The following is a 14,739-nucleotide window of genomic DNA, read 5'->3' on the forward strand; positions in this document are numbered from 1 at the left end:
CGCGCTCGGGCACTTAAATAAGGTTTTTGGAAGTGCCCAGGTAAATGTAAAGATCGCTGTAAAAAATGCCACGAAGTTTCTTCAAAATGGGAAAGGGACCCTAGGCAACGCGTGGGTAAAAAAGTGCGGCAAACTCTAACAACGACAGGGATTTTGGGCAAGGCGCCAATATGTTAAATTGGCCGCTTTTCTGTGCACCAACCCCCACAATCGCGGCCTTATGACCGTAGAAATGCGGTAGTGTTCCGACAATCTAACACACGGATAGCATCCGTTCTGTTTTCCTTCCACTGGAGAATCCCATGACGCTTGAACGCTCCGACGTGGAAAAAATCGCTCATCTGGCCTGTCTTGGCCTTAATGATGCCGATCTTCCACACATCACTTCGGCCCTGAACAGCATTCTGGGGCTGGTCGACGAAATGCAGGCGGTCAATACCGATGGTATCGAGCCGCTCGCCCACCCACTGGAAGCCAGCCAGCGCCTGCGTGCAGACGTCGTGACCGAGACCAATCATCGCGAGGCCTATCAGTCCATCGCACCAGCGGTCGAAAACGGCCTGTACCTGGTTCCGAAAGTCATCGACTAAAGGGAAAGAGCCTGCAATGCATCAATTGACTCTGGCCGAGATCGCCCGCGGTCTCGCCGATAAAAAGTTTTCTTCCGAAGAGCTGACCAAAACCCTGCTGGCGCGTATCGCCCAGCTCGATCCGCAGCTCAACAGTTTCATCAGCCTCACCGAAGACCTGGCGCTCCAGCAGGCGAAAGCCGCTGACGCACGCCGGGCCAATGGTGAGAGCGGCGCCCTGCTTGGTGCGCCGATCGCCCACAAAGACCTGTTCTGCACCCAAGGCATCCGCACCAGCTGCGGCTCGAAGATGCTCGACAACTTTAAAGCACCGTACGACGCCACTGTCGTTGCCAAGCTGGCCGCCGCTGGTGCCGTGACGCTGGGCAAGACCAACATGGACGAATTCGCCATGGGTTCGGCCAACGAGTCGAGCTACTACGGCGCAGTGAAAAACCCGTGGAACCTGGAACACGTGCCCGGCGGTTCGTCCGGTGGTTCGGCCGCGGCCGTTGCCGCTCGCCTGTTGCCGGCCGCCACTGCGACCGACACCGGCGGCTCGATCCGCCAGCCGGCCGCGTTTACCAACCTGACCGGTCTGAAACCGACGTACGGTCGCGTTTCCCGCTGGGGCATGATCGCCTACGCCTCCAGTCTCGATCAGGGCGGCCCATTGGCGCGCACGGCCGAAGACTGCGCAATCCTGCTGCAAGGCATGGCCGGTTTCGACCCGCAAGACTCCACCAGCATCGACGAGCCCGTGCCGGATTACAGCGCCGGCCTCAACGGTTCGCTGCAAGGCCTGCGCATCGGCGTTCCTAAAGAGTATTTCAGCGCCGGTCTCGACCCGCGCATTGCCGAGCTGATCCACAACAGCGTCAAGGAGCTGGAAAAGCTCGGTGCCGTGGTCAAGGAAATCAGCCTGCCGAACATGCAACACGCGATCCCTGCGTACTACGTGATCGCCCCGGCAGAAGCGTCTTCCAACCTGTCGCGTTTCGACGGCGTGCGTTTCGGTTATCGCTGCGAAGACCCGAAAAACCTGGAAGACCTGTACAAGCGTTCCCGTGGCGAAGGTTTCGGCCCGGAAGTGCAGCGCCGGATCATGGTCGGCGCCTACGCGTTGTCCGCCGGTTACTACGACGCTTACTACCTGAAGGCGCAGAAGATTCGCCGTTTGGTGAAGAACGACTTCATGGCTGCCTTCAATGAGGTCGACATCATCCTCGGCCCAACCACACCAAACCCGGCCTGGAAGCTTGGCGCCAAGAGCAGCGACCCGGTTGCTGCGTACCTGGAAGACGTCTACACCATCACCGCCAACCTCGCCGGTCTGCCGGGCTTGTCCATGCCGGCAGGTTTTGTCGACGGCCTGCCGGTCGGCGTGCAATTGCTCGCCCCGTATTTCCAGGAAGGTCGCCTGTTGAACGTTGCCCACCAGTATCAGCTCAACACTGACTGGCACACCCGCACCCCAACCGGCTTCTGAGGAGAAACACATGCAATGGGAAGTCGTGATCGGGCTGGAGATTCACACCCAGCTCACCACCCGGTCGAAAATCTTTTCCGGTAGCTCCACCACCTTCGGTTCCGAGCCGAACACCCAGGCCAGCCTGGTTGACCTCGGTATGCCTGGCGTATTGCCGGTGCTGAACCAGGAAGCAGTGCGCATGGCGGTGATGTTCGGTCTGGCCATCGATGCCGAGATCGGCCAGCACAACGTGTTCGCCCGTAAAAACTATTTCTACCCGGACCTGCCGAAGGGCTACCAGATCAGCCAGATGGAATTGCCGATCGTTGGCAAAGGCCATCTGGACATCGCGCTGGAAGACGGCACGGTCAAACGCGTCGGCATCACCCGCGCGCACCTGGAAGAAGACGCCGGTAAAAGCCTGCACGAAGAATTCAGCGGCGCCACCGGCATCGACCTGAACCGCGCCGGCACGCCGCTGCTGGAAATCGTTTCCGAGCCGGACATGCGCAGTGCCAAGGAAGCCGTGGCTTACGTCAAGGCTGTCCACGCGATGGTCCGCTATCTGGGCATTTGCGACGGCAACATGGCCGAAGGTTCGCTGCGTTGTGACTGCAACGTGTCGATCCGTCCGAAAGGCCAGGTTGAATTCGGCACGCGCTGCGAGATCAAGAACGTCAACTCGTTCCGTTTCATCGAGAAGGCGATCAACACCGAAGTGCAGCGTCAGATCGAGCTGATCGAAGACGGCGGCAGGGTGATCCAGCAAACCCGTCTGTACGATCCGAACAAGGACGAAACCCGTCCGATGCGCAGCAAAGAGGAAGCCAACGACTACCGTTACTTCCCCGATCCGGACCTGCTGCCGGTGGTCATCGAAGACTCGTTCCTCGACGACGTGCGCGCCACCCTGCCGGAATTGCCACCGCAGAAACGCGAGCGCTTCCAGGCGCAGTTCGGTCTGTCGGTCTACGACGCCAGCGTCCTGGCCACCAGCCGTGAGCAAGCCGATTACTTCGAGAAAGTCGTGAGCATCGGCGGCGACGCCAAGCTGGCGGCCAACTGGGTGATGGTTGAATTGGGCAGCCTGTTGAACAAACAGGGCCTGGACATCGATCAGTCGCCGGTCTCGGCCGAACAACTGGGCGGCATGCTGCTGCGCATCACCGACAACACTATCTCCGGCAAAATCGCCAAGGTTGTGTTTGAAGCGATGGCCAACGGCGAAGGCAGCGCGGACGAGATCATCGACAAGCGCGGCCTGAAGCAAGTGACCGACACGGGCGCGATCTCGGCAGTGTTGGACGAAATGCTCGCGGCCAATGCCGAACAGGTTGAACAATATCGCGCGGCAGACGAAGCCAAACGCGGCAAGATGTTCGGCTTCTTCGTCGGCCAGGCGATGAAAGCCTCCAAAGGCAAGGCCAACCCGCAACAGGTTAACGAACTGCTGAAAAGCAAGCTCGAAGGCTGATGAGCATGGAGCCAGCACTCAAAACTGGCTCTACCCCCTGTGGGAGCGAGCTTGCTCGCGATGACGGCGGCACATCCAACATTGATGTGACTGACAGTCCGCCATCGCGAGCAGGCTCGCTCCCACATTTGTTTCGGGAACACTTTTTTATGAAACGTCTGTTCAGTGCCTGCGCCCTGCTCTCTCTGCTGGCCGGTTGCGCCAGCACGGATGTTGTTGATCCACACGGCTACGACAAGACCGGCGTTGCCTCGTATTACGGCGCCAAACACCAAGGTAAACGCACCGCCAGTGGCGAGCGTTTCAACAAGAATTCCCTGACCGCCGCCCATCGCCAGTTGCCCTTTGGCACGCGGGTGAAGGTCACCAATCTGAACAACGACAAGTCCTGCGTGGTTCGCATCAACGATCGCGGGCCGCACACCCGTGGGCGCCTGATCGATGTTTCACATGAAGCGGCCGAACAACTGGGTATGCTCAGAAGCGGCACCGCGAAGGTTCGCGTGCAAGCCCTCGACGACTGATAGACGGAGCGCTGACCATTTTCGGACTTGCCGATTTACCCCTGATCAGCGTGATTGAATTGCTCAGTGGCCTGCTGTTGCTGATCGCCGGCGCCGAGCTGATGGTGCGCGCCGCCGTGCGCCTCGCCGCGCGCCTGCATGTACGACCGCTGATTATCGGCCTGACCATCGTCGCCCTCGGCAGCAGCGCACCGCAGATGGCAGTCAGCCTGCAAGCCACCCTGGCGCAGAACGCCGACATCGCCGTCGGCAGCGTGATCGGCAGTAGCATCTTCAACATCCTCGTCACACTCGGGCTCTCGGCGCTGATCATCCCGCTGCGGGTTTCACGGCAACTGGTGCGCCTGGATATTCCGCTGATGATCGGCGCCAGCCTGCTGGTGTTCGTATTGGCGTGGAACGAAGAACTGACCCGCGCCGATGGCGTGATGCTGCTCGCGGCACTGGCGCTGTATCTGGGCCTGCTGCTGCGCCAGTCGCGACACTCGGCCCGCCCGCAATCGACGACCCACGAAGTCCCGCAAGCGCCCTGGCTCAGCAGTCTGCTGATGATCGTCACGGGATTGGCGATGCTGGTCTACGCCGGGCACCTGCTGCTGGGCGCGGCGGTTTCGGTCGCGACCGATCTGGGGTTGTCGGAGCGGATCATCGGCCTGACCATTGTCGCTGTCAGCACCTCCCTGCCGGAACTGGCCACCTCATTGATCGCCGCCTTGCGCGGTCAACGCGACATCGCCGTGGGCAACGTGATCGGCAGCAACCTGTTCAATCTCTTGGGCGTGCTGGGCTTCACCGCGTTGGTCGCGCCGTCGCCGCTGTCGGTATCGCCCAACGCCCTGGATTTTGACTTGCCGGTGATGCTCGGCGTCGCAGTGTTGTGCCTGCCGGTGTTCTATTCCGGTTACCGGGTGACCCGCGCCGAAGGTCTGCTGTTTTTGGGCTTGTATCTGGCTTACGGTCTGCACGTGGTGTCATTCACCACCGGCATGCCGCTGGCCGGCAAGCTTGAACACCTGATGCTGTTTTTTGTCCTGCCGGCGCTGATGGCGTTTTTGCTGTTCACGTCGCTGCGCGCCTGGCGTCGCCAACACCACAATAAGGAATTGCCATGACCGATGATAAAAAGCCTGGCGTTGAAGTACGCCGCCAAGTAATGGGCGACGCCTTCGTCGACCGTGCGCTGGGCAATGCCACCGAGTTCACTCAACCGCTGCAGGATTTCGTCAACGAGCACGCCTGGGGCAGCGTCTGGAACCGCGAAGGTTTGCCATTGAAAACCCGCAGCCTGATCACCCTCGCCGCGCTGACCGCGTTGAAGTGCCCGCAGGAATTGAAAGGTCACGTGCGCGGTGCGCTGAACAATGGCTGCACCGTGGAAGAGATTCGTGAAGCGCTGCTGCATTGCGCGGTGTATGCCGGTGTACCGGCGGCCATCGATGCGTTTCGCGCGGCGCAGGAAGTGATCGATACTTACCAGAAGCCGGAGTAAGTCGCCGGCATTTACGGTGGCAGGTCCAACGCCATCGCGGGCAAGCCCGCTCCCACAGGGGAATGCATTCCAAATGTGGGAGCGGGCTTGCCCGCGATGAGGCCCTTCAAAACACCGCAAATCTTGAAGCTAAATCCACCCGCCCCACTGCAACAGGAAGATTCCGATGTTGGTGGTGACCGCTGCCATCAACGTGGTGATCACGATGATCGCTGCCGCCAGTTCATGATTGCCATTGGCCTGACGGGCCATGACAAAACTGGCCGCGGCGGTCGGGCTGCCGAAGTACAGGAACAGAATCCCCAACTCCGCACCACGAAAGCCCCAGAGCCATGCACCCAGTGTCGCCAGAACCGGCAGGCCGATCATCTTCACCAGGCTTGAGCTGAGCGCCATGTTGCCGCTTTTGCGCAGGGCCGCCAGCGACAGCGTGCCGCCAATGCAGATCAGTGCCAACGGCAAGGTGGTTTGCGCCAGGTATTGACCGGACGTCTCCAGCCATCCCGGCAAGCTGATCTGGAAGTAGGCAAACGGCGCCGCGGCAGACACGCTAATGATCAGCGGATTGACCATCACGCTTTTGCAGATGCTCCAGGGGTCGGACTTGATCACCGGGCTGTACACCGCCAGCACGATGGTCGAGAGCGTGTTGTAAAACAGGATGACCAACGCCGCGAGAATCGCACCGAGGGATATCCCGTAGTCGCCGTACATGCTTGCCGCCAACGCGAGGCCGATCACCCCGTTGTTACCGCGAAAGGCGCCTTGGGTGTAAATCCCCCGGTCTTCCCGCGGGCACTTCCAGATCGCCCAGCCCCAGGCGATGGCAAAACACACCAGCGTCGCCAGCGAGAAATAGATCAGCAGCGCCGGTTGCAACGCGGCGTGCAGGTCGGCATGCAGGATGCCCAGAAACAACAACGCCGGCATGGTGACGTTAAACACCAGGGCCGACGCAGTGTGGATGAAGTTGTCGTTGATCCAGTCGATGCGTTTGAGCAGCACACCCAGAAACAGCATGGCAAACACCGGCGCGGTGATGTTCAGGGTTTCGAGGAAGATAGCCAGCATGCCTGGGGTAACCTTGGGTGAGCGTCGTTAGGGGGCTAATGATAAGCCACTCAATCCTCTGGCGTCTGTTAGACCGCTATCGTCGGAGCGCCGCCCGGAGCAAGCTCGCTCCCACATTTGTCCAGTGTCGAACACAAAATCTGTGCACGGCGAAAATCCACTGTGGGAGCGAGCTTGCTCGCGATGCAGGCGACTCGGTCTTAAGTGATGGGCGCAGGGTTGAACAAGGTAATGTCGTTATGCAGCCTGTGCTTCTCCGCCCACGTCTGCTGCTTCCCACTAGCCACATCCAGGTAGTAGTGAAACAACTCCCAGCCAAGGTCTTCAATCGAGGCGCGCCCGGTCGCAATCCGTCCGGCATCGATGTCGATCAGGTCCGGCCAACGCTGCGCCAGCTCGGTCCGGGTCGACACCTTCACCACCGGCGCCATCGCCAACCCATAAGGCGTGCCACGCCCGGTGGTAAAAACATGCAGGTTCATCCCCGCCGCCAACTGCAACGTCCCGCAGACAAAATCACTGGCCGGGGTTGCGCAGAAGATCAGCCCTTTGCGCTTGAAACGCTCGCCAGGGCCCAGCACCCCGTTGATTGCGCTGCTGCCGGATTTGACGATCGAGCCCAGGGACTTCTCGACAATGTTCGACAACCCGCCCTTCTTGTTCCCCGGCGTGGTGTTGGCGCTGCGATCCGCTTCGCCCTTGGCCAGGTAACGGTCGTACCAATCCATTTCCCGCACCAGTTCCTGAGCAACTTCCTCAGTCTCTGCGCGGGAAGTCAGCAGGTAAATCGCGTCGCGCACTTCGGTGACTTCGGAAAACATCACCGTCGCACCTGCGCGCAATAACAGGTCCGAGGCATAGCCCAGCGCCGGATTGGCGGTGATGCCGGAAAACGCATCGCTGCCGCCGCACTGCATACCCAGAATCAGCTCGGACGCCGCCACGGTTTCCCGGCGACGCTGATCGAGCTTCTTCAAACGGGTTTCGGCCAACGCCATGATCTGCTCGATCATCTCGGTGAAACCATGACTGGAATCCTGCAAGCGGTACAGCCACGGATCGCTCAAATCCACCGAGCTGTCGTTCTCGTGCATCACCTGCCCGGCCTGCAATTTCTCGCAGCCCAGGCTGATCACCAGCGCCTCGCCACCCAGGTTCGGGTTGCGCGCGAGGTTGCGCACCGTACGGATCGGGATGTACGCGTCAGTCGCGGTAATCGCTACACCACAGCCGTAACTGTGGGTCAGCGCGACTACGTCATCGACGTTCGGATACATGGGCAGCAATTCATCCTTGATGCGTTTGACCGCATGGTCCAGCACGCCGGTGACGCACTGAACAGTCGTGGTAATCCCGAGAATGTTGCGCGTACCGACGGTGCCGTCGGCGTTGCGATAACCCTCGAACGTGAAGCCTTCCAGCGGTGCCTGCGCCGCCGGCACTTCGGTGGACAGCGGCAAGCTGTCCAGCGGTGGCGCGGTGGGCATGCGCAGTTGATCTTCCTTTACCCAGCTGCCGCGCGGAATCGACTGCAACGCGTAGCCGATGGTCTGGCCGTAACGAATCACCTGGCCACCCACGGGAATGTCCTCGAGGGTGACCTTGTGGCTCTGCGGCACGAAGTCCACCGTCACCAGGCCATCCGGGAACTCGGTACCGGCCGGGACGCCTTGGTCATTGACCACGATCACGACGTTGTCCCGCTCGTGCAGGCGGATGTAGCGCGGCGAGTCGGAATGTTCAATCAACTGCATGACGCCGCTCCTCAGGAATGCGCTTGAGACAATTTGTTATTGGTTTCAGGACCGCTGACGGGCGGCTCCTTGAGTACTACACGTTTGATCGGACCCACGATTACCAAGTAGCTGAATACCGCCACCAGGGCGTTGCAACCGACAAACACTAGCGCCCATTTGAACGAACCAGTGGAGCTGATGATGTAGCCGATGACAATCGGCGTGGTGATCGAAGCGATGTTGCCGAAGGTGTTGAACAGACCACCACTGAGACCGGCTATCTGTTTTGGCGAGGTGTCAGACACCACGGCCCAACCCAGCGCACCCACGCCTTTGCCAAAGAATGCCAAGGCCATGAAGCCGACAACCATCCATTCAACGTCCACGTAGTTACAGGCCACGATGCTGCTGGAGACCAGCAAGCCAGCAATGATCGGCGCCTTGCGGGCGAAGGTCAGGGAATGGCCTTTGCGCAGCAGGTAGTCGGAAATCACGCCGCCGAGCACGCCACCAATGAAGCCGCAGATCGCCGGCAACGAGGCGATGAAACCGGCCTTGAGGATGGTCATGCCGCGCTCTTGCACCAGATACACCGGGAACCAGGTCAGGAAGAAGTAGGTGATGCCGTTGATGCAGTATTGGCCAAGGTACACGCCGAGCATCATGCGGTTGGTCAGCAACTGGCGGATGTAGTCCCACTTCGGACCGTCGCCTTTTTTGCCTTTGTCCTGGTCCATGTCGACCATGCCGCCGTTGTCGGCGATGTGCTTGAACTCGGCGTCGTTGATCATCGGGTGCTGGCGCGGGCTGTAGATCACCTTCAGCCAGATCCCCGAGAAGATGATGCCGATCACGCCCATGACGATAAACACGTGCTGCCAGCCGAAGCTGTAAACGATCCAACCCATCAGCGGCGCAAACAGCACCGTGGCGAAGTATTGTGCCGAGTTGAAGATCGCAGACGCCGTACCGCGTTCAGCGGTCGGAAACCAGGCCGCCACAATGCGTGCGTTTCCGGGGAAGGATGGCGCTTCGGCCAGGCCCACCAGGAAGCGCAGCATGAACAGCGCAACCACCGCCGTGGACATGCCGAACTCACCGACATAGCCCTGCAGCACGGTGAACAGCGACCAGGTGAAGATGCTGAGCGCGTAGATTTTTTTCGAGCCGAAACGGTCCAGCAACCAGCCACCGGGAATTTGCCCGGCCACGTAGGCCCAACCGAATGCAGAGAAGATGTAACCGAGGGTGACCGCGTCGATGCCGAGGTCTTTTTGCAGGCTGGAGCCCGCGATGGCGATGGTAGCCCGGTCGGCATAGTTGATCGTGGTCACCAGGAAAAGCATGAGCAAAATCAAATAGCGGACATGGGTCGGTTTGGTCGCTTGCATGTAGATGTACTCCCACTGATTATTTTTATGCGCGGGTGAAACGGGTGCATTCCCTGTAGGAGCTGTCGAGTGCAACGAGGCTGCGATCTTTTGATCTTTAAAAGCAAAGATCGCAGCCTCGTTGCACTCGACAGCTCCTACAGGGGGTTGCGGTGTTCGGTTGAGCCGGACACCGCGATGTATCAGGAGCCGATGTAGCTGGTCTTCACCACGGTGTAGAACTCTTGCGCGTAGCGACCTTGCTCGCGGGAGCCATAGGATGAACCTTTACGCCCACCGAATGGAACGTGGTAATCAACGCCCGCCGTCGGCAGGTTGACCATCACCATCCCGGCCTGGGAGTGGCGCTTGAAGTGGTTGGCGTACTGCAACGACGTGGTGGCAATGCCCGCCGACAGGCCGAATTCGGTGTCGTTGGCCATGGCCAGCGCTGCTTCGTAATCGGCAACGCGAACAACGTTGGCCACCGGACCAAAGATTTCTTCACGGCTGATACGCATCGCGGCTTCGCTGTCGGCAAACAGGGTTGGCGCGAGGTAGTAACCTTCGGTGTCGCAAGTCACCAGACCACCGCCGCTGACCAGACGTGCACCTTCGGACTGGCCGATGTCGATGTACTTCATGTCTTGTTCAAGCTGAGCCTGGGAAACCACCGGACCAATGTCGGTGCCGGTTTTCAGCGCGTGACCGACCTTGATCGACTTCATGCGCTCGGCCACGGCTTCGACGAACTTGTCGTGAATCCCGGCGGTGACGATGAAGCGGCTCGATGCCGTGCAACGCTGGCCGGTGGAGTAGAACGCGCTCTGCACCGACAGCTCGACCGCTTGCTTGAGGTCGGCGTCGTCGAGAATGATCTGCGGGTTCTTGCCACCCATTTCCAGTTGGACCTTGGCCTGGCGCGACACGCAGCTGACCGCGATCTGACGACCGACGCCCACGGAACCGGTGAAGCTGATGCCGTCGACTTTCGGGCTCTGAACCAGCGCATCGCCAACCACTCGACCGCTGCCCATCACCAGGTTGAACACGCCGGCGGGGAAGCCTGCGCGGGAAATGATTTCAGCCAGCGCCCAGGCGCAACCCGGCACCAGATCGGCCGGTTTCAGCACGACGCAGTTACCGTAGGCCAGCGCCGGGGCGATTTTCCACGCTGGGATCGCGATCGGGAAGTTCCATGGTGTGATCAGACCGACCACGCCCAGCGCTTCGCGAGTCACTTCGACGTTCACACCCGGACGCACCGACGGCAGATAGTCGCCGGACAGGCGTAGGCATTCACCGGCGAAGAACTTGAAGATGTTGCCGGCGCGGGTCACTTCGCCGATGGCTTCGGGCAGAGTCTTGCCCTCTTCCCGAGCCAGCAAGGTGCCGAGCTCTTCGCGGCGGGCGAGGATTTCGCTGCCGACTTTATCCAGGGAATCGTGACGTGCCTGAATGCCCGAAATGGACCACGCCGGGAACGCGGCGCGAGCGGCGTCGATGGCGGCGTGAACCTGAGCCAGATCAGCCTTGGCGTACTCGCCGATGGTATCGGTCAGTTCGGACGGGTTGATGTTGGTGGAGTAGTCGGCGCCGGCAACCCATTGGCCACCGATGTAGTTATCGAAACGCTTTGAATCAGTCACAGACTTTCCCCTTAAAAAGAAGTCCTCACACAAAAAGCCGCTGATCACTCAGCGGCCTTGTTTAATCGGTTGTTATTGCGCGCCTTGCTTGTCGATCAGCGCGGCCAGAGCTTCGTACTCTTCTGGCAGCAGATCAGTCAGCGGCGCACGCACAGGACCTGCGTCGAAGCCTGCAATTTTTGCCCCGGCCTTGACGATGCTCACCGCGTAACCGGCTTTGCGGTTGCGGATGTCCAGGTACGGCAGGAAGAAGTCGTCGATGATCTTGCCAACGGTGGCGTGATCTTCGCGGGCAATGGCGTGGTAGAAATCCATCGCGGTCTTCGGGATGAAGTTGAACACCGCCGAGGAGTAAACCGGTACGCCCAGTGCCTTGTAGGCTGCGGCGTAGACTTCGGCGGTCGGCAAACCGCCCAGGTAGCTGAAGCGATCACCGAGGCGGCGACGGATCGACACCATCAACTCGATATCGCCCAGGCCATCCTTGTAGCCGATCAGGTTCGGGCAGCGCTCAGCCAGACGTTCCAGCAGCGACGCGGTCAGGCGGCAGACGTTGCGGTTGTAAACCACCACGCCGATTTTTACCGATTTGCACACGGCTTCAACGTGGGCCGCAACGCCGTCCTGGCTGGCTTCGGTCAGGTAGTGCGGCAGCAACAACAGGCCTTTGGCGCCCAGACGCTCGGCTTCCTGAGCGTATTCGATGGCTTGACGAGTGGAACCGCCAACACCGGCCAGAATAGGCACGCTGGTTTCGCAGGTGTCGACGGCCGTCTTGATGATTTCCGAATATTCGCTGGCCGCCAGAGAGAAGAACTCACCGGTGCCGCCCGCGGCGAACAATGCCGAGGCGCCGTATGGGGCCAGCCATTCGAGACGTTTGATATAGCCCGCGCGATGGAAGTCGCCCTGAGCATTGAAATCGGTAACCGGGAAAGACAGCAGACCGGAAGAGAGGATGGACTTCAGTTCTTGTGGATTCATTATTCGAACACCCTGGGTAGCGACGTATGTGTGTGTGTGTGAGAAAACCGTTCAGTCTTCGCCGAAGTTGTAGGTCATCGTACAACTTAAATAATAACCGTCAACTGCATTTCATCGCCAACCGCAGAATTTGAGTCGGAAAGGTATTTTCTTGACGTAGGAAATTTCTCATCTATGATCCAGATAACTGTATATGCATACAGTTATTTTTGATCGTACCGACGACATATCAAGGAGATAGAAATGTCAGGTCTACACGCACAACCGAAGGAAAAACCGAAACAGGTCATTGCAGAACTGGATGATCTTTTTACCGAGCATGGCATCCCTCTCATCGGGGATAACCCACACGTGGTCTTGCAAGTTGCTGATCATTACAGCCCTACGACTCCCCTTCCCGCGCCTCTGCCCACTACCTCCGGTAAAGCCCTGAAAGGCAAGCCACAGCTGAGGTTCGAGGGTGGCGAACACACCTCTATCGGCGACAGCACACTGCTGCGTTTCATCAAGGACGCACCTGCTATCCCGGCTGCGCAGGTGGAACTGCATTTACCCAATGGGCTGGCGCTGACCTATGGCCAGGTCGTTGCACTGGGGGGTGATTTTTATGGAATTCCCGATCAACCGATCAGCGAAGGCGCGACAGGCGCCGACCGAATCCAGCGCTTTACCAACGCCTTTAACTCGCTGGCCGTACTGCCTGCTTCTAGCGCCGAGGCCAAGCTGATCCTCGGTGTTATGCAAAAGGAAATCGCCGCGATCAAGCAGGCGATCAAGGACGGTAAACAACCTCACGAAGCCTATGACGCCCTCGGTGATACGTTGTCGGAAGAGTGGAACAAGATCACCGGCGGCGGCAGTGTCGTCTCGGCGTTGTTCCCATTTGGCCGCTACCTGAAACTGGCCGCCAACAATGCCGATCACTTCGCCGAATGGGCGCTGCTGGCCTATATCGCCGGGCACACCGCAGCGGTGCAACAAGCGGTGCTGGCCCACACCAGCGGCGATGAAAAGCAGTTGGAGCTGGCCTATGCGATGAACGCTTTTGCCGATCACTACCTGACCGACCTGTTTTCCGCCGGCCACCTGCGAGTGCCGCGCAAGCAATTGGCAGCGGTGGTTACACCCAGCGATCTGGGTTCGTTGATCACGCGATTCATGCACGACGAAGACAGCAAGTTCGGCCTCAATGTGCGCAATGGCAACGGCGATCAATGGCGTGCGTATGGGGACAAACGCTACTTCGACGCCCTCTCCAGCGCCAATCGCACCCAGGTGAATCAGGCGGTTCAGGTGTCTGCGGATGAAGTGTTCGCGGCGTATCTCAGTGGAATCGCCGCGTCGGCCGCCAATTTCGGCGCCTTGAAAAAGATGCCTGATCTGCCAGCGGTACTGAACTTGGCGACCAACTTCTCGCCGCTGTTCAGGATCGAGGGCAACAAGGTGCTGCGGCGCAAGGACGTCAACAACCTGAACGACACCGCCACCGTCGATGACTGGTGGGGCTGGAGCACTTATTTGCTGCTCAAGGATTACAAACCGACTGGCAACGTTGCCTGATAAGGAGATCGATGATGACTATCAAATTGACACTGGAACTGGCCTCGGGCCAATCGCTGAAGGGGGCGCCGTTGGAGTTGTTGGCCAAGGGAGTGCCGATTGCTCGGGCGGTAGTTGATGAGCATGGGCATGTGACATTCGATGCCAAAGCTGGGGCTTCTGAGTGGGCCGTAAGAGTGGATCGTTCGATTCTCAGGACCGGCTGATTCCCCGCACCTGATCGTTCCCAGAGCGTGGGAACGATCTCATTACTCAGCCCATTTCACCCACCACTCGTCGGCACTGTCATTTATGACAGTAGCCGAACAACTGTCGCTGCGGCCTAAATGGTTCCGGGGTTAACGAACCGGCTCCGCCAACGCAGCACTGCATTCGCGCCTATTCAAACGGTTTGATAAAACGTTAAAAGGATTTTGATCATGACTGCACAACTGAAAGCCCTCGAAGCACCGGTGCTTAAAGAAGCCGTCGAAGGGGTACTTTACGTTCATAACCTGATTGACCCGGCACATGGTGTGGTTTGGCCATATCCGTATGCTGCAGCAGGCGACAATGTTGAATTCACGGTACAAACTTCAACCGGCAATACTTGGGTCGGTTCGATCGCACTGACGCAAGCCTCGGTGGGAAAACCCGTCACTTTCTCTATTCCGAAAGAAACATTTGCGAAAGGTCTAGTTTTAGACGCCACCGCTAAACTGCAATACAGCGTAACCAGTGCCTCTGGTAATCAGGCTCGTTCCGCTGATCTGGTTGTTCAACTAAAACCATAAACCGCAATCAGCGCTGCGCCTCTGCCTCTTCATGCACATGGCGCAGCCGCTCACGACGCAGGAGTAGAG

General features: G+C 59.2%; 14 protein-coding genes. 9 read left to right on the plus strand and 5 right to left on the minus strand.

The genetic code is table 11. The features are described from left to right. Window positions 1-302: 302 nt before the first annotated feature. The 6 genes from gatC (at window position 303) to ACIQU2_RS21150 (ending at window position 5,527) form a co-directional block, all read left to right on the plus strand. The gene (gene gatC, locus ACIQU2_RS21125) at window positions 303-590 is read left to right on the plus strand and encodes an Asp-tRNA(Asn)/Glu-tRNA(Gln) amidotransferase subunit GatC (protein ID WP_008026876.1); all 288 of its coding nucleotides are present in this window, start codon (window positions 303-305) and stop codon (window positions 588-590) included. 16 nt (window positions 591-606) lie between these two features. Further along, a complete protein-coding gene (gatA, locus tag ACIQU2_RS21130) occupies window positions 607-2,058 on the plus strand; it encodes an Asp-tRNA(Asn)/Glu-tRNA(Gln) amidotransferase subunit GatA (RefSeq protein ID WP_129438508.1) in 1,452 nt (483 codons plus the stop codon). Between the two features lie 10 nt (window positions 2,059-2,068). After that, complete coding sequence (gene gatB, locus ACIQU2_RS21135; RefSeq protein WP_095129458.1) at window positions 2,069-3,514, plus strand: Asp-tRNA(Asn)/Glu-tRNA(Gln) amidotransferase subunit GatB; 1,446 nt, start codon at window positions 2,069-2,071, stop codon at window positions 3,512-3,514. A 149-nt stretch (window positions 3,515-3,663) separates the two neighbouring features. Next, window positions 3,664-4,038, plus strand: coding sequence for a septal ring lytic transglycosylase RlpA family protein (locus ACIQU2_RS21140; protein ID WP_347803543.1), 375 nt, complete (start codon window positions 3,664-3,666; stop codon window positions 4,036-4,038). A 50-nt stretch (window positions 4,039-4,088) separates the two neighbouring features. After that, on the plus strand, window positions 4,089-5,150 hold the full coding sequence (locus tag ACIQU2_RS21145; RefSeq protein WP_403143759.1) for a calcium/sodium antiporter: 1,062 nt from the start codon (window positions 4,089-4,091) through the stop codon (window positions 5,148-5,150). Further along, window positions 5,147-5,527 (plus strand): carboxymuconolactone decarboxylase family protein, encoded by a 381-nt coding sequence (locus ACIQU2_RS21150; RefSeq protein WP_123365263.1) that lies wholly within the window; start codon window positions 5,147-5,149, stop codon window positions 5,525-5,527. Before ACIQU2_RS21145 ends, ACIQU2_RS21150 begins: the two co-directional genes overlap by 4 nt. Window positions 5,528-5,656: 129 nt before the next feature. Here the strand turns inward: ACIQU2_RS21150 and ACIQU2_RS21155 are convergent, their stop codons facing one another. The 5 genes from ACIQU2_RS21155 to kdgD form a co-directional block, all read right to left on the minus strand. Continuing rightward, the gene (locus ACIQU2_RS21155) at window positions 5,657-6,598 is read right to left on the minus strand and encodes an AEC family transporter (RefSeq protein ID WP_403143761.1); all 942 of its coding nucleotides are present in this window, start codon (window positions 6,596-6,598) and stop codon (window positions 5,657-5,659) included. Between the two features lie 200 nt (window positions 6,599-6,798). Further along, window positions 6,799-8,352 (minus strand): galactarate dehydratase, encoded by a 1,554-nt coding sequence (garD, locus tag ACIQU2_RS21160; protein ID WP_403143763.1) that lies wholly within the window; start codon window positions 8,350-8,352, stop codon window positions 6,799-6,801. 11 nt (window positions 8,353-8,363) lie between these two features. Continuing rightward, complete coding sequence (locus ACIQU2_RS21165; RefSeq protein WP_403143765.1) at window positions 8,364-9,725, minus strand: MFS transporter; 1,362 nt, start codon at window positions 9,723-9,725, stop codon at window positions 8,364-8,366. A gap of 182 nt (window positions 9,726-9,907) precedes the next feature. Then, the gene (locus ACIQU2_RS21170; RefSeq protein WP_403143767.1) at window positions 9,908-11,353 is read right to left on the minus strand and encodes an aldehyde dehydrogenase family protein; all 1,446 of its coding nucleotides are present in this window, start codon (window positions 11,351-11,353) and stop codon (window positions 9,908-9,910) included. 72 nt (window positions 11,354-11,425) lie between these two features. Continuing rightward, window positions 11,426-12,337, minus strand: coding sequence for a 5-dehydro-4-deoxyglucarate dehydratase (kdgD, locus tag ACIQU2_RS21175; protein ID WP_403143769.1), 912 nt, complete (start codon window positions 12,335-12,337; stop codon window positions 11,426-11,428). Between the two features lie 243 nt (window positions 12,338-12,580). On the opposite strand from kdgD, the gene ACIQU2_RS21180 reads away from it, so the two are divergent. The 3 genes from ACIQU2_RS21180 (at window position 12,581) to ACIQU2_RS21190 (ending at window position 14,670) form a co-directional block, all read left to right on the plus strand. Continuing rightward, window positions 12,581-13,897 carry a phospholipase gene (locus tag ACIQU2_RS21180; protein ID WP_403143770.1) on the plus strand — a complete coding sequence of 439 codons (1,317 nt, stop codon included), beginning with the start codon at window positions 12,581-12,583 and terminating at the stop codon, window positions 13,895-13,897. A gap of 14 nt (window positions 13,898-13,911) precedes the next feature. Continuing rightward, window positions 13,912-14,103 carry a hypothetical protein gene (locus ACIQU2_RS21185; RefSeq protein ID WP_403143772.1) on the plus strand — a complete coding sequence of 64 codons (192 nt, stop codon included), beginning with the start codon at window positions 13,912-13,914 and terminating at the stop codon, window positions 14,101-14,103. A 213-nt stretch (window positions 14,104-14,316) separates the two neighbouring features. Continuing rightward, a complete protein-coding gene (locus ACIQU2_RS21190; protein ID WP_403143774.1) occupies window positions 14,317-14,670 on the plus strand; it encodes a hypothetical protein in 354 nt (117 codons plus the stop codon). Window positions 14,671-14,739: the final 69 nt, after the last annotated feature.

Origin of the sequence: Pseudomonas sp. NPDC098740 (assembly GCF_044760065.1) — a bacterium.
Lineage (GTDB): Bacteria > Pseudomonadota > Gammaproteobacteria > Pseudomonadales > Pseudomonadaceae > Aquipseudomonas > Aquipseudomonas rossensis.

Bases quoted from the DNA above. Each gene is read 5' to 3' on its own strand.
- gatC (WP_008026876.1), top strand. From the start codon at position 303: ATGACGCTTGAACGCTCCGACGTGGAAAAAATCGCTCATCTGGCCTGT.
- gatA (WP_129438508.1), top strand. From the start codon at position 607: ATGCATCAATTGACTCTGGCCGAGATCGCCCGCGGTCTCGCCGATAAA.
- gatB (WP_095129458.1), top strand. From the start codon at position 2,069: ATGCAATGGGAAGTCGTGATCGGGCTGGAGATTCACACCCAGCTCACC.
- ACIQU2_RS21140 (WP_347803543.1), top strand. From the start codon at position 3,664: ATGAAACGTCTGTTCAGTGCCTGCGCCCTGCTCTCTCTGCTGGCCGGT.
- ACIQU2_RS21150 (WP_123365263.1), top strand. From the start codon at position 5,147: ATGACCGATGATAAAAAGCCTGGCGTTGAAGTACGCCGCCAAGTAATG.
- ACIQU2_RS21155 (WP_403143761.1), bottom strand. From the start codon at position 6,598: ATGCTGGCTATCTTCCTCGAAACCCTGAACATCACCGCGCCGGTGTTT.
- garD (WP_403143763.1), bottom strand. From the start codon at position 8,352: ATGCAGTTGATTGAACATTCCGACTCGCCGCGCTACATCCGCCTGCAC.
- ACIQU2_RS21165 (WP_403143765.1), bottom strand. From the start codon at position 9,725: ATGCAAGCGACCAAACCGACCCATGTCCGCTATTTGATTTTGCTCATG.
- kdgD (WP_403143769.1), bottom strand. From the start codon at position 12,337: ATGAATCCACAAGAACTGAAGTCCATCCTCTCTTCCGGTCTGCTGTCT.
- ACIQU2_RS21180 (WP_403143770.1), top strand. From the start codon at position 12,581: ATGTCAGGTCTACACGCACAACCGAAGGAAAAACCGAAACAGGTCATT.
- ACIQU2_RS21185 (WP_403143772.1), top strand. From the start codon at position 13,912: ATGACTATCAAATTGACACTGGAACTGGCCTCGGGCCAATCGCTGAAG.
- ACIQU2_RS21190 (WP_403143774.1), top strand. From the start codon at position 14,317: ATGACTGCACAACTGAAAGCCCTCGAAGCACCGGTGCTTAAAGAAGCC.